Raw genomic sequence first — 22,576 nt, forward strand, 5'->3', positions numbered from 1 at the left:
CTCTCAGCGCAGCTTCGGGTCGAGGGCGTCGCGGACCGCGTCGCCCATCATGATGAAGGCCAGCACCGTGAGGCTGAGCGCGGCGGCCGGGAAGAACAGCGCGAACGGCGCGGTCCGGATCACCCGCTGGGCCGAGGAGATGTCCACGCCCCAGGAGATGGTCGGGTCCTGGAGGCCGATGCCGAGGAAGCTCAGCGTGGCCTCGGCGGTGATGTAGCCGCCGAGCGCGATGGTGGCCACCACGATCACCGGGGCGATCGCGTTCGGCAGGATGTGACGGACCATCAGCCGCGGGGTCCCGGCGCCGAGCGCCTTGCCGGCCACCACGTAGTCGGCCTGCTTGACCGTCAGCACCGAGCCGCGCATCACGCGGGCCAGCTGGGTCCAGCCGAGCACCGCCAGGGCGATCACCACGGACCAGACGGTGCGGGTGGTGAAGGCGTTCAGCAGCACCAGGGCGCCGAGCAGCAGCGGGATGCCGAAGAAGATGTCGATGATCCGGGAGATCACCGCGTCCACCCAGCCGCCGAAGTACCCGGCCACCATGCCGGTCACCCCGCCGAGCAGGGTGACGGCGAGGGTGACGCAGACGCCGACGATGATCGAGGCGCGGGCGCCGTAGATCACCCGGGCATAGATCGACCGGCCCTGGCCGTCGTAGCCGAACCAGCCGGCGCCGAACACGTCGGCCCAGTCCGGCTTGCGCAGGTAGTTCTGGGCCAGGTTCGCCTGCCGCGGGTCGGTGCTGGTGAACAGGCTGGGCCAGACCGCCATCAGCACCAGCAGCACGATCAGCAGGGCCGAGATGATGAAGATCGGCCGCCGCCGCAGGTCCCGCCAGGCGTCGCCCCAGAGGCTGCGGGCCTCCTCCCGCTTGGCCGGATCGGGCTCGTTCAGGGTGTCCTGCGCCACCGCCAGCCCCTGCTGGCCGACGTAGTCCAGGTGGTCGCTGTCGGTCGGCGGGATGCGCCGCAGCGGGTCGTGGTCGTCGGGGAGGTCGTTGCTAGGCATAGCGGATCCTCGGGTCCAGGATGGCGTAGAGCAGGTCCACCACGAGGCTGGCCACCAGGTAGACGATCACCAGCACGGTGACGATGCCGACGACGGTCGGGCCCTCCTTGGTCCGGATCGCCTTGTAGAGGATGTTGCCGACGCCCGCGATGTTGAAGATGCCCTCGGTGACGATCGCGCCGCCCATCAGGGCGCCCAGGTCGGTGCCCAGGAAGGTGACCACCGGGATCAGCGAGTTGCGCAGCAGGTGGCGGCCGATGATGGTCCGTCGGGGCAGGCCCTTGGCAACCGCGGTGCGCATGTAGTCGGCCCGCAGGTTCTCGCCGATCGAGGTCCGGGTGAGCCGGGCCACGTAGGCCAGCGAGAGTGAGGCCAGCACCAGCCCCGGCAGGATCAGTTGGAGGATGTCGGTGGAGTCCTGGACGGTGGCGGTGACCCAGCCGAGGTCGATCGCGAAGATGGTCTGCGCGATGTAGCCGAGCACGAAGACCGGGATCGAGATGACGATCAGGGTCAGGATGAGCACCGCCGTGTCGGCGAAGGAGCCGCGCTTGAGGCCGGCCAGCAGGCCGAGCGGCAGACCGATCACGATCTCGAAGAAGAAGGCGACCAGGGCCAGCCGGATGGTCACCGGGAAGGCGTCGGCCATGATCTCGGAGACCGGGCGGCCGGTGAAGCTGGTGCCGAAGTCCAGCTGGAAGACGTTGCCCATGTAGATCAGGTACTGCTTCCACCAGGGCTCGTCGAGGTGGTACTGGTGCCGCAGGTTGGCCACGGTCGCCGGGTCGGCCGCCTTGTCGCCGAACATCGCCGCGATCGGGTCGCCGGGCAGGGTGTACACCATGATGAAGATCAGGAACGTGGCACCGAAGAAGACCGGGATCATCTGGAGCACGCGCCGGATGACGTAGTGGCCCATCGAACCTCCTTCCGAGGGGGTGACTTGGTGCCCGGGCCCCGCCCTCCCCGAGGAGGGAGGGCGGGGCCGACGGGGTTGGGTGTCAGCCCTTGACCTCGACCTGGGTCCAGGCCGGGTTGCCGAAGGAGTCGAACTTCACGTTCTGCACCTTGGTGGAGTAGCCGGAGTTGGTCCGGTAGTACCAGAGCGGGATCGCCGGGATGTCCTGGGCGAGCACCGCCTCGGCCTTCTGGTAGTCCGAGGCCGAGTCCTGGATCGAGGCGGCCTGGTCGGCCTGGTTCGCCAGCTGGTCGAACTGGGGGCTGCTGTAGCCGAAGTCGTTCGAGGCGGCGCCGGTCTTGTAGACGTCGGACAGGAAGTTCGCGTTCAGCGGGTAGTCCTGCACCCAGCCGGTGCGGAAGGCACCGTTGATGGTGTGTCCGGTGATCGCCGCGCGGGCGGTCTTGAAGTCCGTCTTCGGGTCGCCGACGCAGTCCACGCCGGTGGACTGGCGGATGGAGTTGCAGACCGCGTCCACCCACTCCTTGTGCCCGCCGTCGGCGTTGTAGGTGATGGTCAGCTTGTTGCCGGGGACGCCGCCGCCCTCGGTGATCAGCTGCTTGGCCTTGGCGGCGTCGAAGGTGCAGAAGTCTCCGCAGGTGCCGGACTTGAAGCCCTCGACGCCCTCGGCCACCCAGGAGTTGGCCGGCTTGCGGGAGCTCTGGAGCACCGTCTTGGTGATGGTGTCGCGGTCGATCGCCATCGACAGGCCCTGCCGCACCTTGGCCTTGTTCGCCCCGGCCCAGTCGGCCTGGTAGAGCGTGAAGCCGATGTTCTGGATGGCGCCCTGCGGGGCGTCGATCGCCCGGTCGCCGAGGTCGTTCTTGTAGTTGGCCAGCGCCGACGGCGGCACCTGGTCCATCACGTCGAGGTTGTTGGACTGCAGGTCCGCGTAGGCGGCCTCGGCGGTGGTGTACATCTTGAACACCACGCCGCCGTTCTTCGGCTTGTCCACACCCTGGTAGTTCGCGAAGGCCTTGGTGGTGATCTGCGCGTTGTGGTCCCAGCTGACGAACTCGTACGGACCGTTGCCCACCGGCTTCTGGCCGTACCCGGACGGGTCCTTGAAGAAGCCGTCCGGCAGCGGGGAGAAGGCGATGTAGCCCAGCTTGTACGGGAAGTAGGAGACCTTGCCGCTGAGCTTGATGGTGAAGTGGGTGTCGTCCACCACCGTGAGGCCCGACATGGTGGTCTTGGTGCCCGCGCCCTTGGCCGGGTGGACGTCCGCGTAGCCCTCGATGTCGGAGAACCAGGAGCTGTTGATCTGGTTGTTCGCCGTGGTGGCGGCCCAGTTCCAGGCGTCCACGAAGTTCTTCGCCTTGACCGGCGTGCCGTCGTGGAAGGTCCAGCCGGTCTTCAGGGTGACGTTGAAGGTCTGCGAGTCACTGGTGTCGATCTTGTCGGCCACCTGCATCCGCAGCTTGCCGTCCGAGGGGTCGTAGTCCGCCAGCCCCTTGAACAGGTTCTGCGTGATGCGGCCGCCGCCGACCTCGTTGGCGTTGGCCGGCTGGAGCGGGTTCTGCGGCTCGCTGCTCTGGTAGCTGAAGGTCTTGCTGGCGTCGGAGGAGCCTCCTCCCCCGCCGCTGCTACCGCATCCGGTGGCCACCAGGGCCACGGATGTCGCACCGACTACGGCCCAGCGGACTCTGGTGGCTGCGGGCATCGAGCTTCCTCCTCAGGGGTCTGTGACGCATCACACCCCATTCGAAGGGCACCGGCCGCACGGCGCGACCGTGGTACGGCCGGATGGGTGCCCGCCGCTACGCCGACGGCCCCACAGCGGGGAGCTGTGGGGCCGTCAGACTGAGCGGGCGTCAGATCGCGCCGTGGTTCACCCGTGGCTCACGCCGCGGTGAGCTCGCGCTCGGCGGCGAAGTGGCAGGCCGACTCGTGTGCCGCCGGGCCGTCCAGGGACGGCACCGCCAGCAGCGGGAGCTCGGTGGAGCAGCGCTCCTCCGCCTTCCAGCAGCGGGTGCGGAAGCGGCAGCCGGACGGCGGGTTGGCCGGCGAGGGGATGTCGCCCTGGAGCACGATCCGGTCCCGGTTGGCGCGGGCCGTCGGGTCCGGCACCGGCACCGCGGAGAGCAGTGCCTGGGTGTACGGGTGGGTGGCGTGCTCGTAGATCTCCTCGTCCGTGCCGATCTCGACCATCTTGCCGAGGTACATCACGCCGACCCGGTCGGAGATGTGACGGACGATCGAGAGGTCGTGGGCGATGAACATGTAGGAGAGCTCGAAGTCCTTCTGGAGCTGCTCCAGCAGGTTGATCACCTGGGCCTGGACCGAGACGTCGAGCGCGGAGACCGGCTCGTCACAGATGATGACCTCGGGCTTGAGGGCCAGGCCGCGGGCGATGCCGATGCGCTGGCGCTGGCCGCCGGAGAACTGGTGCGGGTACCGGTTGATGTACTCCGGGTTCAGCCCGACCACGTCCAGCAGGTCCTGCACCGCCTTGCGGCGGTCCCCCTTCGGCGCCACCTCGGGGTGGATCTCGTACGGCTCGCCGATGATGTCGCCCACCGTCATGCGGGGGTTGAGCGAGGTGTACGGGTCCTGGAAGACCATCTGGATGTTGCGGCGGACGGCCTTCAGTGCGGCGCCGGAGAGCTTGGAGATGTCCTCGCCCTTGTAGAGCACCTGGCCGGAGGTGGCCCGCTCCAGGTTCATCAGCACCTTGGCCAGGGTGGACTTGCCGCAGCCCGACTCGCCGACGATGCCCAGCGTCTCACCGCGCATCAGGTCGAAGGAGATCCCGTCGACGGCCTTGACCGCGCCGACCTGCTTCTTGAAGAGGACGCCGGCGGTCAGCGGGTAGTGCTTGACCAGGTCCTTCACCTCCAGGATGGGCTCAGCCATGGAGGGTCTCCTTCCAGAGGTGGCAGGCGCTCTTGCGGCCGGCGAGCTCGGCGCCGTCCTTGTCGAGCACCTGGTGCAGCGCGGGGATCTCGCTGCGGCACAGGTCGGTGGCCCGGTCGCAGCGCGGGTTGAAGGCGCAACCGGCGGGCACCTTCAGCAGGTTGGGCGGCAGGCCCTTGATCGCGTAGAGCTCCTGGCCCTTCTGGTCCAGGCGCGGGATCGAGCGCAGCAGGCCCTCGGTGTACGGGTGCGCCGGGTTGGCGTAGAGCTCGTGCACCGGGGCCGTCTCGACGATCCGGCCCGCGTACATGACCGCGATCTTGTCCGCGACGTCGGCGACCACGCCGAGGTCGTGGGTGATCAGGATCAGGCCCATGTGGTACTCGGCCTGGAGCTCGGCGAGCAGGTCCATCACCTGGGCCTGGACGGTGACGTCCAGGGCGGTGGTGGGCTCGTCAGCGATGATCAGGTCCGGCTCCAGGGCCAGCGCCATGGCGATCATGATGCGCTGGCGCATGCCGCCGGAGAACTGGTGCGGGTAGTCGCCCACGCGCTGACGGGCGGCCGGGATGCGCACCCGGTCCATCAGCTCGATGGCCTTCTCCTTGGCCTCCTTGCGGGAGGCGCCCTGGTGCACCCGGAACATCTCGCCGAGCTGGTAGCCCACCGAGAGCACGGGGTTGAGGGAGGAGAGCGCGTCCTGGAAGATCATCGCGATCTTGCGGCCGCGGATCTTCCGGCGCTCCTCGTTGGACATCTTCAGCATGTCCTGGCCGCGGTACAGGATCTCCCCGGAGGTGACCCGGCCGGGCGGCATGTCGAGGATGCCCATGATGGTCTGCGCGGTCACGGACTTGCCGGAGCCGGACTCGCCGAGGACGGCGAGGGTCTCGCCCGCGCTGACGCTGTAGTTCACCCCGTTGACGGCCTTGGCGATGCCGTCCTTGGTCTTGAACTCGACGTGCAGGTCCCGGACTTCGAGCAGCGGGGTGCCCGGAGTGAGCTTCGGCTCGGACTGCGTCTTCTCGATGACGGTGGTCATGCTCGATCCCTCTCTCAGCGCAGCTTCGGGTCGAGGGCGTCGCGCACGGCGTCGCCCATCATGATGAAGGCCAGCACCGTGAGGCTGAGCATCCCGGCCGGGAAGAACAGCGCGAACGGGGCGGTGCGGATCACCTTCTGGGCCGAGTTGATGTCGATGCCCCAGGAGATGGTCGGGTCCTGGAGGCCGATGCCCAGGAAGCTCAGCGTGGCCTCGGTGGCGATGTAGCCGCCGAGCGCGATGGTGGCCACCACGATCACCGGGGCGATCGCGTTCGGCAGCACGTGCTTGAGCAGGATGCGGCCGGTGCCGGCGCCGAGCGCCTTGGCGGCGGTGACGTAGTCGGCCTGCTTGACGGTGATCACCGAGCCGCGCATCACGCGGGCCATCTGGGTCCAGCCGAGCACCGTGAGCGCGAAGACCACGGACCAGACGGTGCGCTCGGTGAAGGCGTTCAGCACCACCAGGCAGCCGAGCAGCAGCGGGATGCCGAAGAAGATGTCGGTCAGGCGCGACAGCAGGGTGTCGATCCAGCCGCCGAAGTACCCGGCCAGCATCCCGACGAAGCCCCCGGTGATGGTGACCGCGGCGGTGACGCAGATGCCCACGATGATCGAGGCGCGGGCGCCGTACACCACGCGGGCGTAGATCGACCGGCCCTGGCCGTCGTAGCCGAACCAGTCGGCCTGGAAGAAGTGGGTGTAGTTCGGCGCGCTCAGGTAGTGGTTGCGCAGGTCGCCGGCGCGCGGGTCCACCGAGGTGAACAGGCCGGGCACCACGGTCATCACGACCAGGACCAGGATGAGCGCGGCCGAGATCAGGAAGATCGGCCGGCGGCGCAGGTCCTCCCAGGCGTCCGAGCCGAGGCTGCGGGCCTTCTCCGGCTTGGGCTCCGCGACGGTGCCCTGCTGGGCCGGGATCGCGGGGGTCTTCTTCTTCTCGATCAGGTCAGGCATACCGAATCCTCGGGTCCAGGACCGCGTAGAGCAGGTCGACGATCAGGCTGGCGACGAGGTAGACGATCACGAGGACGACCACGAAGCCGACGACCGTCGCGCCTTCCTTCTGGTTGATCGCGCGGAAGAGCGCGTTGCCGACGCCCTTGACGTTGAAGATGCCCTCGGTGACGATCGCGCCGCCCATCAGGGCGCCCAGGTCGGTGCCCAGGAAGGTGACCACCGGGATCATCGAGTTGCGCAGCAGGTGGGTGCCGATGACCTTGCGGCGCGGCAGGCCCTTGGCGATCGCGGTCCGGATGTAGTCGGCCTTGATGTTCTCCACGATCGAGGTGCGGCTCAGGCGGGCCACGTAGGCCAGCGAGAGCGAACCCAGCACGATGGCGGGCAGCAGCAGGTCGATCCACTTGTCCGAGTTCACCGGCACGGTGGGGGTCACCCAGCCGAGCTGGGTGGCGAAGACGTTCTGGAAGATGTAGCCGAGCACCGGAACCGGGATCGAGATCAGCACCAGGGTGAAGACCAGGGTGCCCTTGTCCGCGAGCTTGCCGCGCTTGAGGCCGGCCAGCAGGCCGATCCCGACGCCGAAGACGATCTCGATGGCGAAGGCCATCAGCGCGAGCCGCACCGTCACCGGCAGCGCCTCGGAGATCACGTCGATGACCTGACGGCCCGACATGGTCTCGCCGAAGTTCCCGGTGAACAGGTCGCCCATGTAGTTCAGGTACTGCTGCCACATCGGCAGGTCGAGGCCCAAGCGGTGCTTGAAGGCCGCGAGTTGGGCCGGGTCCGGCGCCTTGTCGCCCCACATCGCGGCGACCGGGTCGCCCGGGAGCACGCGGACCATGAAGAAGATCAGCGCGGTGGTCCCCAGGAAGACCGGGATCATTTGGAGCAGTCGCCTCGCGACAAAGCGCCCCATCGTGCCTCCAATTGCTGCTCTCTGACGGGGCGTCATCCCGATTTCAGAGGTTCTAGGCGTGCCGACGGCCGGTGCCGGACCGCCCTCGTGGGGTGGTCGTGGACACCGGCCGTCGTCGAGTCAGGCCAGTGTGGTGGTGGCCCTGGTTACTTCTGCTTGACCTCGACCTGGGTGAAGACCGGGTCACCGAAGGAGTCGTACTTCACGTTCTGGACGTTCTTCGAGTAACCGGCGGTCGTCTTGTAGTACCAGAGCGGGATGGCCGGCATGTCCTTGGCCAGCTCGGCCTCGGCCTTCTGGTACAGCTCGGCGGTCTTCTCGACCGTGGTCGCCTTGTCCGCCTCGGCGGCGTACTTGTCGAACTCGGCGGACGAGTAGCCCGCGTCGTTCGCGGCGGCACCGGTGCCGTAGACGTCGCGCAGGAAGTTGGCGTTCAGGGGGTAGTCCTGCACCCAGCCGGTCCGCATCATGCTCTGGACCTGCTTCTTCTTGATGATGTCGCGCGAGGTCTTGAAGTCCGGCTTCGCGTCGCCGACGCACTCCACGCCGGTGGACTGGCGGATGGAGTTGCAGACCGCGTCCACCCACTCCTTGTGCCCGCCGTCGGCGTTGTAGACCACGGTGATCTTGTTGTTCGGGACGCCGCCGCCCTCGGTCACCAGCTGCTTGGCCTTGGCCGGGTTGAAGGTGCAGGCCTCGCCGCAGGTGTTGTCCTTGTAGCCCATCGCACCGGGGGCGACCCAGCTGTTGGCCGCCTGGCGGGAGCCGTTCAGCACGGTCTTGGTGATGGTGTCGCGGTCGATCGCCATCGACAGGCCCTGGCGGACCTTGGCCTTGTCGACGCCCTTCCAGCCGTCCTGGTACATCGCGAAGGAGATGTTCTGGATGGCGCCCTGGGCCTGGTCGACCGCGCGGTCACCGAGGTCGTTCTTGTACGAGGCCAGGTTCGACGGGTCGACCTGGTCGAGCACGTCCAGGTTGTCGGAGACCAGGTCCTTGTACGCGGCGTCGGCCTGCGCGTAGTTCTTGAAGACGATGCCGCCGTTCTTCGGCTTGTCGCTGCCCGCGTACTTGTCGTAGGAGGCGACGGTGACGGCCTGGTTGTGCTCCCACGAGACGAACTTGTAGGGGCCGTTGCCGACCGGCTTCTGGCCGTAGGCCGCCGGGTCGGTGAAGAACGCCTTCGGCAGCGGCGAGAAGGCCGTGTAGCCGAGCTTGTACTGGAAGTACGAGACCGGGCCGGTCAGCTTGATGGTGAAGTGGGTGTCGTCGACGACGGCCAGACCGGACATCTTGTCGGCGGTCGGGTCACCCTTCTCCGGGTGGACGGCGTCGTAGCCCTCGATGTCGGAGAACCAGTCCGAGTTGATCTGGTTGTTCTTGGTGTTGGCGGCCCAGTTCCAGGCGTCCACGAAGGAGGCCGCGGTCACCGGGGTGCCGTCGTGGAAGGTCCAGCCGGACTTCAGGGTGACGGTGTAGTTCTGCGCGTCGGTGGTCTCGATCTTGTCGGCGACCTGGTTGCGCAGCGAACCGTTGGTGGGGTCGTAGTCCACCAGGCCCTTGAACAGGGTCTTGATGATGCGACCGCCACCGACCTCCATGGCATTGGCCGGCTGGAGCGGGTTCTGCGGCTCGGAGCTCTGGTAGCTGAACGTCCCGGCCGCGTTGGCCGCTCCGCCCTCGCTCGACGACGAACCGCTACCGCAGGCGGTGGCCGCGAGGGCGACCGCGACGGCTGCGACGACCCACTTGGCCTGGCTGGCACCGCGCATGGGTGTGCCTCCTGAATCCGTGTTGCATACGTGGAGCGCACCGCAGGGGGACTGGCCGGCGTCATCGCCGTTGGCCAGGCGGTGCTTTCCTCGCTCAGGCTTCGGCGCGCACCCCTGCGCGAAACCCTGGACCCGAGCTCGACTGGCTCCACTATCCGTCACGCAGGGATACGAACTACGCCATTACCGATCTCAATTTGGTCACATGAAATCTCGGTAAACGGACATTCCAGACATACCCAGACAGGTACTAAACGGACAGTTGCCATGAATGACGGTTCGTCACGTCCGATTAACGAACACGTCCCCCCTCCGGCGACTACGCGCGTTGACGACTCACCGTCACAGAAACGGACCGGCCGGCGCCCCGTGCGGGGCGCCGGCCGGTCCGGTGTTACGGGGTGGTTCAGGCCTTCTTGGCCCGCGAGGCGGTGCGGCCGCGCTCCTTGGCGTCCAGGACGACCTTGCGGATGCGCACGGTCTCCGGGGTGACCTCGATGCACTCGTCCTCGCGGCAGAACTCCAGGCTCTGCTCCAGCGAGAGCTTGCGCGGCGGGACGATCGACTCGGCCACGTCCGCGTTCGAGGAACGCATGTTGGTGAGCTTCTTCTCCTTGGTGATGTTCACGTCCATGTCGTCGGCGCGCGAGTTCTCGCCGACGATCATGCCCTCGTACACCTCGGTGCCGGGGTCGGTGAACAGCACGCCGCGCTCCTGCAGGTTGGTCATCGCGAAGGCGGTGACCACACCGGAGCGGTCGGCCACCAGCGAACCGTTGTTACGGGTCGTCAGGTTGCCGAACCACGGCTCGTGGCCCTCGTGGATCGAGTGCGCGATGCCGGTGCCGCGGGTGTTGGTGAGGAACTCGGTGCGGAAGCCGATCAGGCCGCGGGACGGCACCACGAACTCCATCCGGACCCAGCCCGAGCCGTGGTTGGACATGTTGTCCATCCGGCCCTTGCGGACGCCCATCAGCTGGGTGACGGCACCCATGTGCTCCTCGGGCACGTCCACCGTGAGGCGCTCGACCGGCTCGTGGGTCTTGCCGTTGACCTCCTTGGTGACGACCTGGGGCTTGCCGACGGTCAGCTCGAAGCCTTCCCGGCGCATGGTCTCGATCAGGATGGCCAGCGCCAGCTCACCGCGGCCCTGCACCTCCCAGGCGTCCGGACGCTCGGTCTCCAGCACGCGGAGCGAGACGTTACCGATCAGCTCGCGGTCCAGGCGGTCCTTCACCTGACGGGCGGTGACCTTGCGGTCGACCTTGCCGGCGCCGGCCTTGGCGTCGGCGCCCTTGCCGGAGCCGCCCTTGCCGACCAGCGGCGAGGTGTTGGTGCCGATGGTCATCGAGATGGCGGGCTCGTCGACCGTGATCAGCGGCAGCGCGATCGGGTTCTCCGGGTCGGCCAGGGTCTCGCCGATCATGATCTCGGAGATGCCCGAGACGGCGCAGATGTCACCGGGGCCGGCCACCTCGGCCGGCTTGCGGGTGAGCGCCTCGGTCATCAGCAGCTCGGTGATGCGGACGCTGGAGATGGAGCCGTCGCGCTTGATCCAGGCCACGGTCTGGCCCTTGCGCAGCTCGCCCTGCTCGACGCGGAGCAGCGCGATGCGGCCGAGGAAGTTGTCGGCGTCCAGGTTGGTGACGTGGGCCTGGAGCGGCGCGTCCTCGTCGTAGGTCGGGGCCGGGACGTGCTCCAGCAGGGTGGAGAAGAACGGCTCCAGGTTCTCGGAGTCGGCCGGCACGGTGCCGTTCTCCGGCTTGGTCAGCGAGGCGACGCCGTCACGGGCACAGGCGTAGACGATCGGGAACTCGATCTGGTCCTCGTCCGCGTCCAGGTCCAGGAACAGGTCGTAGGTCTCGTTGATGACCTCGTCGATCCGGGCGTCCGGGCGGTCGGTCTTGTTGATGCAGAGGATGACGGGCAGCCGCGCGGTGAGCGCCTTGCGGAGCACGAAGCGGGTCTGCGGCAGCGGGCCCTCGGAGGCGTCGACCAGCAGCACGACGGCGTCGACCATGGACAGGCCGCGCTCGACCTCGCCACCGAAGTCGGCGTGGCCGGGGGTGTCGATGATGTTGATGGTGATCGGGGCCCCGCCGTCCTTGGGGTGGTACTTGACGGCGGTGTTCTTCGCGAGAATGGTGATGCCCTTCTCGCGCTCGAGGTCGTTCGAGTCCATCATCCGGTCGTCCAGCTGCTGGTGGGCGGCGAAGGCACCGGCCTGCTTCAGCATGGCGTCGACGAGGGTGGTCTTCCCGTGGTCGACGTGGGCGACGATGGCAACGTTGCGGATGTCATTACGCGTGGGCATGCTGAGCGGATTCTCCCGGAATCGTGGGTTGCGGCGCCCGGCTGCGTCAGACCCCGCCTGCTACTACCGGTCCACCCGCCGGGGCACGACATGCCACGGCTTCCTCCTATGGTACGTGGAACCCCGCAGCGAGGCCGAAACGGGCAGGCCCGTACGGGCCCGGTCCCGGATCGGCCGCCGTTCTTCCCCTGCCGTTGGCGTGCTGTTCAACGTGGTCGGGCGAGCGATCACCGGCTCGCTCGGGCACTCGCCGTTCCGGAGCCGCGCCACCGGTCCGGAGCCGTCCACCGGGCCGAGGTCGCCGCCGAGCGGGCCCGGGGGCCTGCGGTGGAGCGCCGGGGCGTGGCGGCCTGTCAGAGGGCCAGCTCGAACCAGACGATCTTGCCCTTGGGGGTGCGGCGGCTGCCCCAGCGTTCGGCCAGCAGGCTGACCAGCTGGAGGCCGCGGCCGCCCTCGTCGGTCTCCTGGGCGCGGCGCTGGCGGGGCTGGGCGTAGCCGTCGTCCCAGACCTCGCAGACCACGGTGCGGTCGCGCAGCAGCCGGAGCCGGATCTCGCCGTGGCCGTGCCGCAGCGCGTTGGTGACCAGCTCGCTGACCAGCAGCTCGGTGGTGTCCACCAGCTCGTCCAGGCCGCGCACCAGCAGCCAGGAGCAGGCGAGCTCGCGGGCCTTGCCGACGGAGGTGAGCTCGGCGGGGAGCCTCCAGTCGCCCACCGAGTCCTCGGGGAGCGCCTGGACCTTGGCCATCAACAGCGCGATGTCGTCCTCGCCGTGATGGGGGATCAGCTCGTCCAGCACCTCGTCGCAGAGCCGCTCCAGCTCGCGGGAGCCGCCGTTGAGGGCCGTCCGGAAGGCCCGCAGGCCCTCGTCCAGCTGGTGCTTGCGGGACTCCACCAGGCCGTCGGTGTAGAGGCCGAGCACGGCGCCGTCCGGCAGCGTGACCTCGACCTCCTCGAAGGGCTCGCCGCCGACGCCGAGCGGCAGGCCGGGCGGCACCTCCAGCATCCGGGCCGGCTCGTCGGGGGCGAGCAGCACCGGCGGCAGGTGGCCCGCGTTGGCGAAGACGCAGCGCTGCTTGACGGCGTCGTAGACCGCGTAGACGCAGGTGGCGAGGTAGACCTCGACCTCCTCGCCGGGCACGGTGGGCTCGCCGCCGAGGCCGCGGGCGATCTCGTCCAGGGCGGAGAGCACCTCGGCCGGGTCGAGGTCGAGCATGGCCAGGGTGCGGACGGCGGTGCGGAGTTGGCCCATCGCGACGGCGGCCCGCAGGCCGCGGCCCATCACGTCGCCGATCACCAGCGCGGTGCGGCTGCCGGGCAGCGGGATGACGTCGAACCAGTCGCCGCCGACCTCGGTGTTGTTGTTGCTGGGCAGGTAGCGGCGGGCGATCTCCAGGCCGCTGGCGGCCGGCTTGCCCGGGGGGAGCAGGCTGCGCTGGAGGATCAGCGCGCGCTCGTGCTCGCGGCGGTAGAGCCGGGCGTTGTCGACGCAGACGGCGGCGCGGGCGACCAGCTCCTCGGCGATCGCCACGTCCCGGGCGTCGAAGGGCTCGCTGCCGATCGCGCGGGAGAGCTGGACCAGGCCGAGCACCTGGTCGCGGGCGACCAGCGGGACCACCAGGGTGGAGCGCAGCAGCGGGTCCGGGCCGGGCTGCGGGACGACGCTGCGGCCGGTGCGCAGGGCCCGGGCGTGCGGGGAGCGGCGGGGGTAGCAGAGCGAGCCGCCGGCCTCGGCGACCGGGACGGCGCCCTCGGCGCCCAGCACGCTGGAGGCGCCGCCGACCACGCTGGAGACGGCCACCCGGCGCAGCTCGCCGGAGCCGTCCGAGGCGCCGGGCCCGGCGGTCGGGCCGGAGTCGCCGGAGAGCAGGGCGGTGTACAGGTCGACGGTGGCCAGGTCGCAGAACTGCGGGACGATCACGTCCAGCAGCTCCTTGGCGGTGGTCTCCAGGTCGAGGGTGGAGCCGATGTGGGTGGAGGCCTCGTTGAGCAGCGCCAGGCTGCGGCGCACCCCGGCGGCCTCCCGCTCGGCGATGTGACGGCTCGTCACGTCCAGCACCTGGCCGGCCACGCCCATCGGGTGGCCGTTGGCGCCGTTCAGCCGGTAGAGCGAGATGGCCCAGCGGCGGCCGCCGTCCCGGGACTGCACGGTGGCGGTGCGCGGGACCGCGCCGGTGAACCGCAGGTCGACGATGGGCCCGCCGCCGCCGAGCACCTTGCGCAGGGCGACCATCAGCCGGTCGGCCTCGCCGGGCAGGAAGAGGTCGTACGGGGAGAGGCCGGGCAGCTCGCAGGCGGGCAGGCCGACGGCGGTGGCGAAGGCCTGGTTGACCCGCTGGAGGCGCAGCTCGTTGTCGAAGAGGAAGAAGCCGGTCGGGGTCTGCCCGAAGACCGCCTCGGAGGCGGCCAGGTCGGTCTCGATCCGGCGCAGCCGGCCGAGGTCCACGGCCAGGCAGGTGGCGCCGCCGGGGGTGCCGCTGTCCGGCATCACGTAGAGCTCGGCCAGGCCCTCGGCGCCGGTGGCGTCCTTGTACGGGGCGGTGCCGACCCACTCCTCGCCGGAGAGGATGGCCTCCATCCGGGCCCGGCCGCGCTGCCAGAGCTCACGGGGCATCAGGGTGGTGACCGGGTCGGTGCCGACCGCCTCCTCGGCGGGGACGCCGAAGAACTCGGCGGCGCGGCCGCTCCACTGGGTGATCCGGCCGTCCGGGCCGATCGCGAAGGTGGCGACCCGGATGTAGTCGTAGATCGAACCGGCCTTGCCCTGGACGTCCCAGTCGTCGGCCGGGCGGCCGCCCAGCGAGGGACCCGCGTGCACGCCGCCTCTCGGACCGGCGACGCCCGCCGCACCGCTGCCCGCACCACCGCTCGGCTGACCGGGCACGGCCGCATGGCCGCTGCCGCTCGACGTCTTCCACGCCGGGATGCTGTTCAACGGTCCGATCCCCTCCAACCCGCGCCCATCCGGATGTCGAGAACACCGAGTATTCATCATCCGGGGGCGGGCGCACACGCCCCCAACATCACAAAACGGCTCAGCCTTCCGCTTCCCCGTCCCCCTTACCCGGGAGCGCCTGTTCGAACCGCCTCGGGAGCGGGTCTCCTCCGGCCCGCTGCACCGCGATCACCTGCGACGATGCCCGGTCGCCGGATCCGGTCAGCCGAGGTGGTCGTCCATGGGGTCGAGCTCGAACCAGACGACCTTCCCCATGCCCTCGGCGCGCGCGCCCCAGCGCAGAGCGAGACGGCGTACCAACTCCAGGCCGCGGCCGCCCTCGTCGGCCTCGGCGGCGTGCCGCTCGCGGGGCGGATCGGGCAGCGGGTCGGAGATCTCCACCAGCAGGGTGTCGCCGAGCGTGAGCCGGACCCCGATCGGCGCCGAGGCGTACCGGACCGAGTTGGTGACCAGTTCGCTGACCAGCAACTCGGCGGTGTCGGTGAGGTGTTCCACCCCCCAGTCGGTCAGCGCGCCACGGACCAGCCGGCGGGCCCGGGAGACGGCGGTGGGCTCCGCGGGGAGGGTCCAGCCCGCGGTGGGGGTGCCGGACTGACCCCGGCTCAGGCGCGCCACCAGCAGCGCCACGTCGTCCGGCTCCCGGCCCTGCTCCATGGTGTCGAGCACCGCCTCACAGGCCTGCTGGATCGACGGGTAGGGCTGTTCCAGCACGGTCAGCAGCCGGCCGAGGCCGACGTCCAGGTCCTTGTCCCGGGACTCCACCAGACCGTCGGTGCACAGCGCCAGCAGGCTGCCCTCGGGGATGTCCAGCTCGATCGACTCGAAGGGCACCCCGCCCACCCCGAGTGGGGCGCCGGAGGGCAGGTCGAGCACCTGGCCGACGCCGCCGAGCAGCGGGCCGCCGGTGCGGACCGGCTCCTCGCCGGGCTCCTTGGGCACCACCAGCACCGGCGGGATGTGCCCGGCCTTGGCCGCCACCAGCCGCCGGGTGGCCGGGTCGAAGACCGCGTACACGCAGGTGGCGAGCAGCGCCTCGTCCGGGCCCTGGGCCAGGTCGTCGGCCAGCTCGTGGACGTGCCGCAGCAGGATCTCCGGCGGCAGGTCGAGCCCGGCCAGGGTGCGGACCGCGGTGCGCAGCCGGCCCATCGTGGCGGCGGCCCGCAGGCCGTGGCCCATCACGTCGCCGACCACCAGCGCGGTGCGGCCGTCGGGCAGCGGGATGACGTCGAACCAGTCGCCGCCGACCTCGGTGCCGCTGCTGCCGGGCACGTAGCGGTAGGCCACCTCGACCCCGGCGGGCTGCGGCACCTGCTGGGGCAGCAGGGTGCGCTGCAGGGTCAGCGCGGCGGTCCGCTCGCGGGCGTACAGCCGGGCGTTGTCCAGCGAGCTGCCGGCCCGGTCGGCGAGCTCCACGGTGAAGGCCAGGTCGTCCCGGTCGAAGCCCTCGCGGTAGCCGGCCCGGCTCACCGCGAGCAGGCCGATCACAATGCCGCGGGCGCGCAGTGGGACCACCAGCCGGGAGTGCACGCCGAGGTCGTGGGCGGCCTGCACCTTGGGGTCGCCCGGGTAGGTGAGGTCGCTCAACTCCTCCGGGTTGGAGAGGAGTTCGGGCACGCCGGTGCGGAGCACCCGGCCGAAGGCGGAGTCCTCGGCGAAGGTGATCCGGGCTCCCCGGCGGAGCATCACCTCCACCTCGGAGGAGTCCTGCACGGCGGCGGTGCCGAGCTGGAGCAGCGAGGTGCGTCGGTCGTGGCCGTGCCGGGGCAGGTCGTCGCCGTGGGCCACCGCCTGCAGCAGGATCACCGCCGCGTAGTCCGCCAGCCGGGGCACCACCGCGGTGGCCAGCTCCTGGGCGATCCGGCCGGCGTCCAGCAGGTCGCCGACCCGGGAGCCGAACTCGTTCAGCAGCGAGAGCCGGCGGCGGGCGTGCTCCACCTTGGCCACCGCGCGGTACCGCTCGGTCACGTCCATCACGGTGCCGGAGATGCCCAGCACCCGGCCGGCCCGGTCGGTCATCCGGCTGTAGGAGATCGAGCGGAAGCCCGAACGGGCCGTCACCGGCGAGGCCAGCGTGACGTCCACCACCGGCTCGCCGGTGGCCAGCACCTGGCGCTGGATCGCGGTGATCTCGTCCGCCGCCCGCTCGGGCAGCGTCTCGCCGGTGGTCCGGCCGACGTGCTCCTCGGGCGGCAGGCCGTTCATCTCGGCCATGGTCCGGTTGACCGCGGTGTAGCGCAGCTCGGTGTCCAGGATCACGATGCCCAGCGGGGACTGCTCGAACAGCGCGTCCCGGACCGCCAGGTCGTGCTCCACCGCCTGGAGGGTGGCCGCCTCGGCCAGCGCCACCTGGAGGAACGGAGTGCCGTCGCCGTCCACCAGCAGGGAGATCCGGGCCTCCACCGGGACTTCGCCGTCGTCCCGGTGGCGCAGCTGGGTCCAGCCGTGCCAGCGGCCGGTGCGCAGGGTCTCCTGGATCGCCGCCTTCACCCGGAGGACCAGGTCCTGATCCTCCATCAACTCCTCGATCCGGCGGCCCACCAGCAGCTCGCTCGGCCAGCCGAGCAGCTCCTCGGCGGCCGGGCTCCACAGCACCACCCGGCCCGCGGTGTCCAGGATCGCGATGGCCACCTTCACCACGTCGAAGAGGCTGCCCTCGGGGCGCTCGCCGACCCGGGGCCGCCGGTCGATGCCGGGCCCGCCCGGGTACGGGGCGCTCGGCGCGCCGCGGACGCCGCCCAGCCGGGGGTCGGCCGGGGCCGACGGGGGCTGGAGGAGGTGCTGCGGCCGGTCCGCCGCGGAGCGCTTGGGCGTCAGACGGCGGAGCCGGGCCCGGGCCGAGGCACTGCCGATGCTCCGGGGGCGCGGGGAGCCGCTCAGCCCGCGCCGTGCGGCGCCGTCAGCCGACGGCTGCTCGCCCTCGCCGAATCCCGTGTTCGACACCGACCGCCTCACCTATGGTGACGAAATACCGCCGAAAAGTGACATACCCATCAGAACGCCCAGGCTACCCCGGGGAGCGGGGCGGCTTGTCCGATTGGCCTACCTGGCCCAACGGACGGGTCGTCAGGCGGTACCGGTACGGGGGCGGGGTGTGTCAGGTCGGCGGTGCGGCCGGCCCCGCTGACCCGCCCTCAGGCCAGCAGGGCGGCCGGGGCAGGGCGGGCGGGGCGGGGCGGACGGGCGGCCATCAGGCCAGCAGGGTGGCGAGGTGGGGCAGCACCTCGCGGTCGTGCTCCAGCCAGGTGACCTGGTCCAGCTCGGCCGGGCCGAGCCAGCGCAGCTCGTCGTGGTCCTCCAGCGGGCGGGGCTCACCCTCGATCAGCTCGGCGGTCCACAGTCGCAGTTCGAGCCCCGGGCGCACCTGCCAACTACCGGGCAGCCGGCCGAGGGCGCGGGCCTCGACGCCCAGCTCCTCGCGCAGCTCGCGCTCCAGCGCCTGCTCCTCGGTCTCCCCTGCCTCGACCTTCCCGCCGGGGAACTCCCAGTACCCCGCGACCGCCGCGGGCGCGCTGCGCCGGGCGGCCAGCACCCGCCCCCGGTGGACGAGGGCCCCGCCGACGACGATCCGGATGTCCATGGGCTTCTCCATGGGCACCGACCCTACTGACCGTCCGGCTCGACCCAGTACAGCTGCTTGTGCCCCCGGGCCTCGAACTCCTCCGCCAGCGCCTCGGCCTCCGGCCGGGTCAGTCCCTTGGCGACCAGGGCCCGGTTGCCGTTGTCGTCCTGCCGCATCACCCGGTGCGTACCGCCGCCCGCGCCTTCGCTCCCCATGGGCCTCACCCTAACGAGCGCCGCGCGGGCGGCACCACGGGCGGGCGGTGGGGCGTGGGCGGTGGGGCGTGGGCGGTGGGCGGCTGACGGCGGGCGGGCGCCCCGGTCCGGTGGGGGACGGACCGGGGCGTGGTGCTCCGCGAACGCTACGAGCCGACTGCTACCGGTGGGTACGGCGGCGGTTAACAGGAGGTAAGCGGTACGGGCTGAGCGGGCGTCAGCCGGACCACGGGCTCCCCTCGCGCCGCTCCCGCCCCGGCCGTCCCACCCCCGCAGGGACCAAGGTCTGGCCGGGTGCGGGCCCTGCGCCTCTGCTCCGACGGCCGGGGGCTCACTAGCGTCACAGGCACGGAGGCCCGCTCCCCCGGGCCTCCGGCCGGAGAGGAGCGCCCCATGCCCGCACCCGTTGTCCCCGCCGACGCGCCCGCCGACGTGCCCACCGGCGGGGCCGCCGACGCGCCCGCCGGGCCGGCCCGCGGCCGGATGCCGCGCCGCCGCCGGGTGCTGGCCGGCTCGTTCGCCGCCGGGCTGCTCGCCGTCAGTCTGGCCGGGTGCGGCGGGGCCGCCGAGGGGCAGTCGTCCTCGGCGGCCGGCGAGCGGACCACCGTCCAGCCGAAGGCGCTGCCCGCCAGCGAGGCGACCACGCTCTCCCAACTCCCGGCCCGGCTCGGCGCGGACGGCACCACGGTGGTGGTCGGCGACCCGGACGCGCGGCACACCGTGCAGGTCTACGCCGACTTCCGCTGCCCCTACTGCGCGAAGTTCGAGGCGGCGGCGGGCGAGCTGCTGGCCTCGGCCGCGGCCAAGGGCGAGGTGCGGATCGAGTACACCCTGGCCTCCTTCCTGGACGGCAAGCTCGGCGGCGAGGGCTCGGTGAAGGCGGTGAACGCCGCCCGGGCCGCACTGGAGGCCGGGAAGTTCCCGGAGTACCACGCCGCGCTGTTCGCCAACCAGGCGGCCGAGGAGCGGACCGACGTCTTCACCGACCGGTTCCTGCTCGAACTCGCCTCCGGTGTCCCGGGGTTGCGCAGCGACACCTTCGACCGGGCGGTGGAGGGCATGGCCCACCGGAGCTGGGCCTCGGCCGCCGAGCACGCCTTCGAGCAGTCCGGGGTCGGCAGCACGCCGACCGTGGTGGTGGACGGGCAGCGGATCACCGACGGCTCCCGCTACGACCGGGCGGCCTTCGCCGAGGTGCTGGAGCGGGCCGGCGTCCAGCTCTGACCCTCCGGCGCCACCTCGCCCTACCTCTCCTTGCGGGCCAGCAGTTCCCCGTGCAGCACCGCGAACCAGCCGTCCGGCTCGGCCGCCCAGCGCCGCCAGCCCTCGGCGATCCGCGCCAGGTCCTCCGTACTCGCGAACCCCCGCCCGACCGCCGTCGCGGCGGTGGCGGACCCCTCGGTGCGCTCCGCCCAGGTGCCGCCCCACCACCCGCGCCGCTCCGGAGTGGCGAAGGTCCAGGTCGCGGTGGAGGCGGCCAGCTCGGTGAACCCGGCCTCCCGGGCCCAGGCGGTCAGCCGGCGGCCCGCGTCCGGCTCGCCGCCGTTGGCCCGGGCGATCCGCCGGTAGAGCGCCAACCACTCGTCCAGCTCCGGCAGTTCGGGGTACCAGGCCATCGCCGCGTAGTCCGCGTCCCGGACCGCCACCACCCCGCCCGGCGCCGTCACCCGGCGCAGCTCGCGCAGCACCGCCACTGGGTCGGCCACGTGCTGCAGCACCTGGTGCGCGTGCACCACGTCGAACTCCCCGTCCGCGTACGGCAGTCGGTGCGCATCGGCGGTCTCGAAGACGATGTTGTCCAGCCCCTGCTCCGCCGCGTGGGCGGCCGCCTCGGCCAGCACCTGCGGCTCACGGTCCACCGCCACCACCCGGCCCTCGGGGCCGACCAGCCGGGCCAGGTCCGCGGTGATCGTCCCGGGGCCGCACCCGATGTCCAACAGCCTCTGACCGGGCCGGAGTTCGGGCAGCAGGTAGGCCGCCGAATCGGCGGCCGTGCGGGAGCGGTGCGAGCGCAGCACCGACTCCTGATGGCCGTGGGTGTAGGCGTTCTGACGGTCACTCACGGGAGGTCCCCCTCGACTCCGGGCGGCCGGTCCGCCGCCGTGGCGAGCGTACGACACCGTCTCGCCCTACGAGAAGTTCTTTCTCTCATCCTGAGACGAGCCTCGTAAACCCTGGCCCCTGGCAGGCGATTTCGCGAGAATCGGAGCCATGGGAAAGACATACGAGCGCATCGACGGCCGCCTGCGGAAGTTCATCGAGGCCCAGCCGGTCTTCTTCACGGCCACCGCCCCGCTCGCGGCCGACGGGCACGTCAACCTCTCCCCCAAGGGCCGCTCCGGCACCCTGGCCATCATCGACGAACTCACCCTGGCCTACCTGGACTTCGGCGGCTCCACCGCCGAGACCATCGCCCATCTGCGGGAGAACGGCCGGATCACCCTGATGTGGTGCGCCTTCGACGGCCCGCCCACCGTGGTGCGGGTGCACGGCCGGGGCGAGCCGGTCTTCCGCGACGACCCGCGCTTCGCCGAACTGCTCGGCCACTTCCCGCCGGAGGCCGACGGCAGCGCGCTGCGCGCGATCGTCCTGGTGCACGCCACCCGGGTCAGCGACTCCTGCGGCTTCGCCGTCCCGCTGATGGACTTCCGCGAGGACCGCGCACTGCACGCCCAGTACTTCGACCGCAAGACGGACGAGGAGTTCGCGGTCTACTGCGAGGGCAAGCCCTACGTGCCGGTCAGCGTGGACGGGCTGCCCGCCCTCCCGATGCCGCTGCCGCCCCGCCCCTGAGCCATGGCGCCGCCCGGTCCTCCCGGGCGGCACCGGCCCTCACCCTCAGGCGATCTCCAGCACCAGGCCACCGTCCGCCGCCGCGACCACCCGGACCTGCTCCAGGGTGTCCACGTGCACCGTCGGCCCGAAGGCGGCCGCGCGTGGTCCTACGCCGACCACCCGCATCCCGGCCGCCATGCCCGCCTGGACACCGGCCTCCGAATCCTCGAACACCACGCAGTCCGCCGGGTCGACCCCGAGCCCGGCCGCCCCCTTCAGGAAACCCTCCGGGTCCGGCTTGCTGGCCCCCACCGACTCGGCCGTCACCATCAGCTCCGGCAGCGGCAGCCCCGCCGCACCCATCCGGGCCCGGGCCAGCACCTCGTCCGCCGAGGTCACCAGCGCGTGCGGCCGCCCCGCCAGCGCGGCCAGGAAGACCGCCGCCCCCGGCACCTCCACCACGCCGTCGACGTCCGCGGTCTCCTCGGCCAGCATCCGCCGGTTGTCCGCGAGGTTCTCCTCCATCGGACGCTCCGGCAGCAGGATCGACATCGACAGGTGCCCCTGCCGGCCGTGCACCACGCTCATCGCGTGGTCACCGTCGATGCCGTGCTCCGCCGCCCAGCGACGCCAGCAACGCTCGACCGCCGCCTCGGAGTTGACCAGCGTGCCGTCCATGTCGAGCAGCAGGGCGCGGGCGGGCAGGGTCACGGGCATCGGAAACTCCTCCGAACGGGTGTACGTACCCCCAGGCTACAAAACCCGGGCATACGACCACACATCCCCCGTCCTCACCCCAACAGGTGCGCGTTCACCGCCCGCGCCTCCGCCGCCAACTCCGGCAGCTCCACCACCTCGACGCCCGCCGCCTCCAGCAGCGCCGTCCCCTGACACGCCGTCACGAACAGGTCCGGCTCCCGCCAGGCCACCACCACCCGCGGCACCCCCGCCGCCACGATCAGCTCCGCACAGGTCCGCGGCCGCGAGGCCCGCTCCCCGCACGGCTCCAAGGAGCTGTACACCGTCGCCCCGCGCAGCCGCTCGTCCCCCACCGCCAACTTCGCCAGCGCCGCCTCCTCCGCATGGTCGTGCGGCGCCGTCTCCCGGCTGTACCCCTCCGCCAGCACCTCGCCGTCCGCACCGACGATCACCGCCCCCACCGAGAACGCGGTCTCCGACGGCGGACACTTCCGCGACAACTCCACCGCCCGCGCCAGCCACTCCAGATCCGTCTTCACCGCA

At 71.1% G+C, this 22,576-nt stretch carries 18 protein-coding genes; 2 read left to right on the forward strand and 16 right to left on the reverse strand.

The window, feature by feature from the left end; translation table 11 throughout:
• Positions 1-3 precede the first annotated feature (3 nt).
• The 13 genes from ACWEPF_RS13300 to ACWEPF_RS13360 all read right to left on the reverse strand — a co-directional run bounded on the left by ACWEPF_RS13300 (position 4) and on the right by ACWEPF_RS13360 (position 18,559).
• Positions 4-1,011: an ABC transporter permease gene (locus ACWEPF_RS13300; protein ID WP_452172627.1), complete on the reverse strand. Its 1,008-nt coding sequence runs from the start codon at positions 1,009-1,011 to the stop codon at positions 4-6.
• Positions 1,004-1,930: an ABC transporter permease gene (locus ACWEPF_RS13305; RefSeq protein WP_345282162.1), complete on the reverse strand. Its 927-nt coding sequence runs from the start codon at positions 1,928-1,930 to the stop codon at positions 1,004-1,006. The genes ACWEPF_RS13300 and ACWEPF_RS13305 overlap by 8 nt, the downstream gene beginning before the upstream one ends.
• A gap of 82 nt (positions 1,931-2,012) precedes the next feature.
• Positions 2,013-3,632 carry a peptide ABC transporter substrate-binding protein gene (locus ACWEPF_RS13310; protein ID WP_452172628.1) on the reverse strand — a complete coding sequence of 540 codons (1,620 nt, stop codon included), beginning with the start codon at positions 3,630-3,632 and terminating at the stop codon, positions 2,013-2,015.
• A 179-nt stretch (positions 3,633-3,811) separates the two neighbouring features.
• Positions 3,812-4,825, reverse strand: coding sequence for an ABC transporter ATP-binding protein (locus tag ACWEPF_RS13315; protein ID WP_345282158.1), 1,014 nt, complete (start codon positions 4,823-4,825; stop codon positions 3,812-3,814).
• Entirely contained in the window at positions 4,818-5,867 is a 1,050-nt protein-coding gene (locus ACWEPF_RS13320; protein ID WP_452172629.1) for an ABC transporter ATP-binding protein, read from the reverse strand. Before ACWEPF_RS13320 ends, ACWEPF_RS13315 begins: the two co-directional genes overlap by 8 nt.
• Before the next feature lie 14 nt (positions 5,868-5,881).
• A complete protein-coding gene (locus tag ACWEPF_RS13325) occupies positions 5,882-6,823 on the reverse strand; it encodes an ABC transporter permease (protein ID WP_452172630.1) in 942 nt (313 codons plus the stop codon).
• Entirely contained in the window at positions 6,816-7,745 is a 930-nt protein-coding gene (locus ACWEPF_RS13330; RefSeq protein ID WP_345282152.1) for an ABC transporter permease, read from the reverse strand. Before ACWEPF_RS13330 ends, ACWEPF_RS13325 begins: the two co-directional genes overlap by 8 nt.
• A gap of 146 nt (positions 7,746-7,891) precedes the next feature.
• On the reverse strand, positions 7,892-9,517 hold the full coding sequence (locus tag ACWEPF_RS13335; protein ID WP_345282150.1) for a peptide ABC transporter substrate-binding protein: 1,626 nt from the start codon (positions 9,515-9,517) through the stop codon (positions 7,892-7,894).
• A 406-nt stretch (positions 9,518-9,923) separates the two neighbouring features.
• The gene (gene typA / locus ACWEPF_RS13340; RefSeq protein WP_345282148.1) at positions 9,924-11,831 is read right to left on the reverse strand and encodes a translational GTPase TypA; all 1,908 of its coding nucleotides are present in this window, start codon (positions 11,829-11,831) and stop codon (positions 9,924-9,926) included.
• Between the two features lie 353 nt (positions 11,832-12,184).
• Positions 12,185-14,821 (reverse strand): SpoIIE family protein phosphatase, encoded by a 2,637-nt coding sequence (locus ACWEPF_RS13345; RefSeq protein WP_452172631.1) that lies wholly within the window; start codon positions 14,819-14,821, stop codon positions 12,185-12,187.
• Between the two features lie 165 nt (positions 14,822-14,986).
• The gene (locus ACWEPF_RS13350) at positions 14,987-17,725 is read right to left on the reverse strand and encodes a SpoIIE family protein phosphatase (RefSeq protein WP_452172632.1); all 2,739 of its coding nucleotides are present in this window, start codon (positions 17,723-17,725) and stop codon (positions 14,987-14,989) included.
• A gap of 247 nt (positions 17,726-17,972) precedes the next feature.
• The gene (locus ACWEPF_RS13355; protein ID WP_452172677.1) at positions 17,973-18,362 is read right to left on the reverse strand and encodes a (deoxy)nucleoside triphosphate pyrophosphohydrolase; all 390 of its coding nucleotides are present in this window, start codon (positions 18,360-18,362) and stop codon (positions 17,973-17,975) included.
• Positions 18,363-18,385: 23 nt separating this feature from the next.
• Positions 18,386-18,559 (reverse strand): SPOR domain-containing protein, encoded by a 174-nt coding sequence (locus ACWEPF_RS13360; protein ID WP_345282140.1) that lies wholly within the window; start codon positions 18,557-18,559, stop codon positions 18,386-18,388.
• A gap of 393 nt (positions 18,560-18,952) precedes the next feature.
• Between ACWEPF_RS13360 and ACWEPF_RS13365 the strand changes: the two genes are divergently transcribed.
• Positions 18,953-19,783 carry a DsbA family protein gene (locus ACWEPF_RS13365; protein WP_452172633.1) on the forward strand — a complete coding sequence of 277 codons (831 nt, stop codon included), beginning with the start codon at positions 18,953-18,955 and terminating at the stop codon, positions 19,781-19,783.
• A 20-nt stretch (positions 19,784-19,803) separates the two neighbouring features.
• On the opposite strand, the gene ACWEPF_RS13370 is transcribed toward ACWEPF_RS13365, so the two are convergent.
• Complete coding sequence (locus ACWEPF_RS13370) at positions 19,804-20,622, reverse strand: methyltransferase domain-containing protein (protein WP_452172634.1); 819 nt, start codon at positions 20,620-20,622, stop codon at positions 19,804-19,806.
• 148 nt (positions 20,623-20,770) lie between these two features.
• On the opposite strand from ACWEPF_RS13370, the gene ACWEPF_RS13375 reads away from it, so the two are divergent.
• Positions 20,771-21,352, forward strand: coding sequence for a pyridoxamine 5'-phosphate oxidase family protein (locus ACWEPF_RS13375; RefSeq protein WP_345282134.1), 582 nt, complete (start codon positions 20,771-20,773; stop codon positions 21,350-21,352).
• A gap of 45 nt (positions 21,353-21,397) precedes the next feature.
• On the opposite strand, the gene ACWEPF_RS13380 is transcribed toward ACWEPF_RS13375, so the two are convergent.
• On the reverse strand, positions 21,398-22,051 hold the full coding sequence (locus ACWEPF_RS13380; protein ID WP_452172635.1) for an HAD-IA family hydrolase: 654 nt from the start codon (positions 22,049-22,051) through the stop codon (positions 21,398-21,400).
• A 74-nt stretch (positions 22,052-22,125) separates the two neighbouring features.
• Complete coding sequence (locus tag ACWEPF_RS13385; RefSeq protein WP_449796289.1) at positions 22,126-22,572, reverse strand: deaminase; 447 nt, start codon at positions 22,570-22,572, stop codon at positions 22,126-22,128.
• Positions 22,573-22,576: the final 4 nt, after the last annotated feature.

The organism is Kitasatospora sp. NPDC004289, assembly GCF_053602875.1.

Excerpts from the sequence above, each read along its gene's own strand:
- ACWEPF_RS13335 (WP_345282150.1), bottom strand. The coding sequence starts at position 9,517 with ATGCGCGGTGCCAGCCAGGCCAAGTGGGTCGTCGCAGCCGTCGCGGTC.
- ACWEPF_RS13320 (WP_452172629.1), bottom strand. The coding sequence starts at position 5,867 with ATGACCACCGTCATCGAGAAGACGCAGTCCGAGCCGAAGCTCACTCCG.
- ACWEPF_RS13355 (WP_452172677.1), bottom strand. The coding sequence starts at position 18,362 with ATGGACATCCGGATCGTCGTCGGCGGGGCCCTCGTCCACCGGGGGCGG.
- ACWEPF_RS13375 (WP_345282134.1), top strand. The coding sequence starts at position 20,771 with ATGGGAAAGACATACGAGCGCATCGACGGCCGCCTGCGGAAGTTCATC.
- ACWEPF_RS13325 (WP_452172630.1), bottom strand. The coding sequence starts at position 6,823 with ATGCCTGACCTGATCGAGAAGAAGAAGACCCCCGCGATCCCGGCCCAG.
- ACWEPF_RS13305 (WP_345282162.1), bottom strand. The coding sequence starts at position 1,930 with ATGGGCCACTACGTCATCCGGCGCGTGCTCCAGATGATCCCGGTCTTC.
- ACWEPF_RS13300 (WP_452172627.1), bottom strand. The coding sequence starts at position 1,011 with ATGCCTAGCAACGACCTCCCCGACGACCACGACCCGCTGCGGCGCATC.
- ACWEPF_RS13330 (WP_345282152.1), bottom strand. The coding sequence starts at position 7,745 with ATGGGGCGCTTTGTCGCGAGGCGACTGCTCCAAATGATCCCGGTCTTC.
- ACWEPF_RS13365 (WP_452172633.1), top strand. The coding sequence starts at position 18,953 with ATGCCCGCACCCGTTGTCCCCGCCGACGCGCCCGCCGACGTGCCCACC.
- ACWEPF_RS13380 (WP_452172635.1), bottom strand. The coding sequence starts at position 22,051 with ATGCCCGTGACCCTGCCCGCCCGCGCCCTGCTGCTCGACATGGACGGC.
- ACWEPF_RS13360 (WP_345282140.1), bottom strand. The coding sequence starts at position 18,559 with ATGGGGAGCGAAGGCGCGGGCGGCGGTACGCACCGGGTGATGCGGCAG.
- ACWEPF_RS13310 (WP_452172628.1), bottom strand. The coding sequence starts at position 3,632 with ATGCCCGCAGCCACCAGAGTCCGCTGGGCCGTAGTCGGTGCGACATCC.
- ACWEPF_RS13315 (WP_345282158.1), bottom strand. The coding sequence starts at position 4,825 with ATGGCTGAGCCCATCCTGGAGGTGAAGGACCTGGTCAAGCACTACCCG.
- typA (WP_345282148.1), bottom strand. The coding sequence starts at position 11,831 with ATGCCCACGCGTAATGACATCCGCAACGTTGCCATCGTCGCCCACGTC.
- ACWEPF_RS13345 (WP_452172631.1), bottom strand. The coding sequence starts at position 14,821 with ATGAATACTCGGTGTTCTCGACATCCGGATGGGCGCGGGTTGGAGGGG.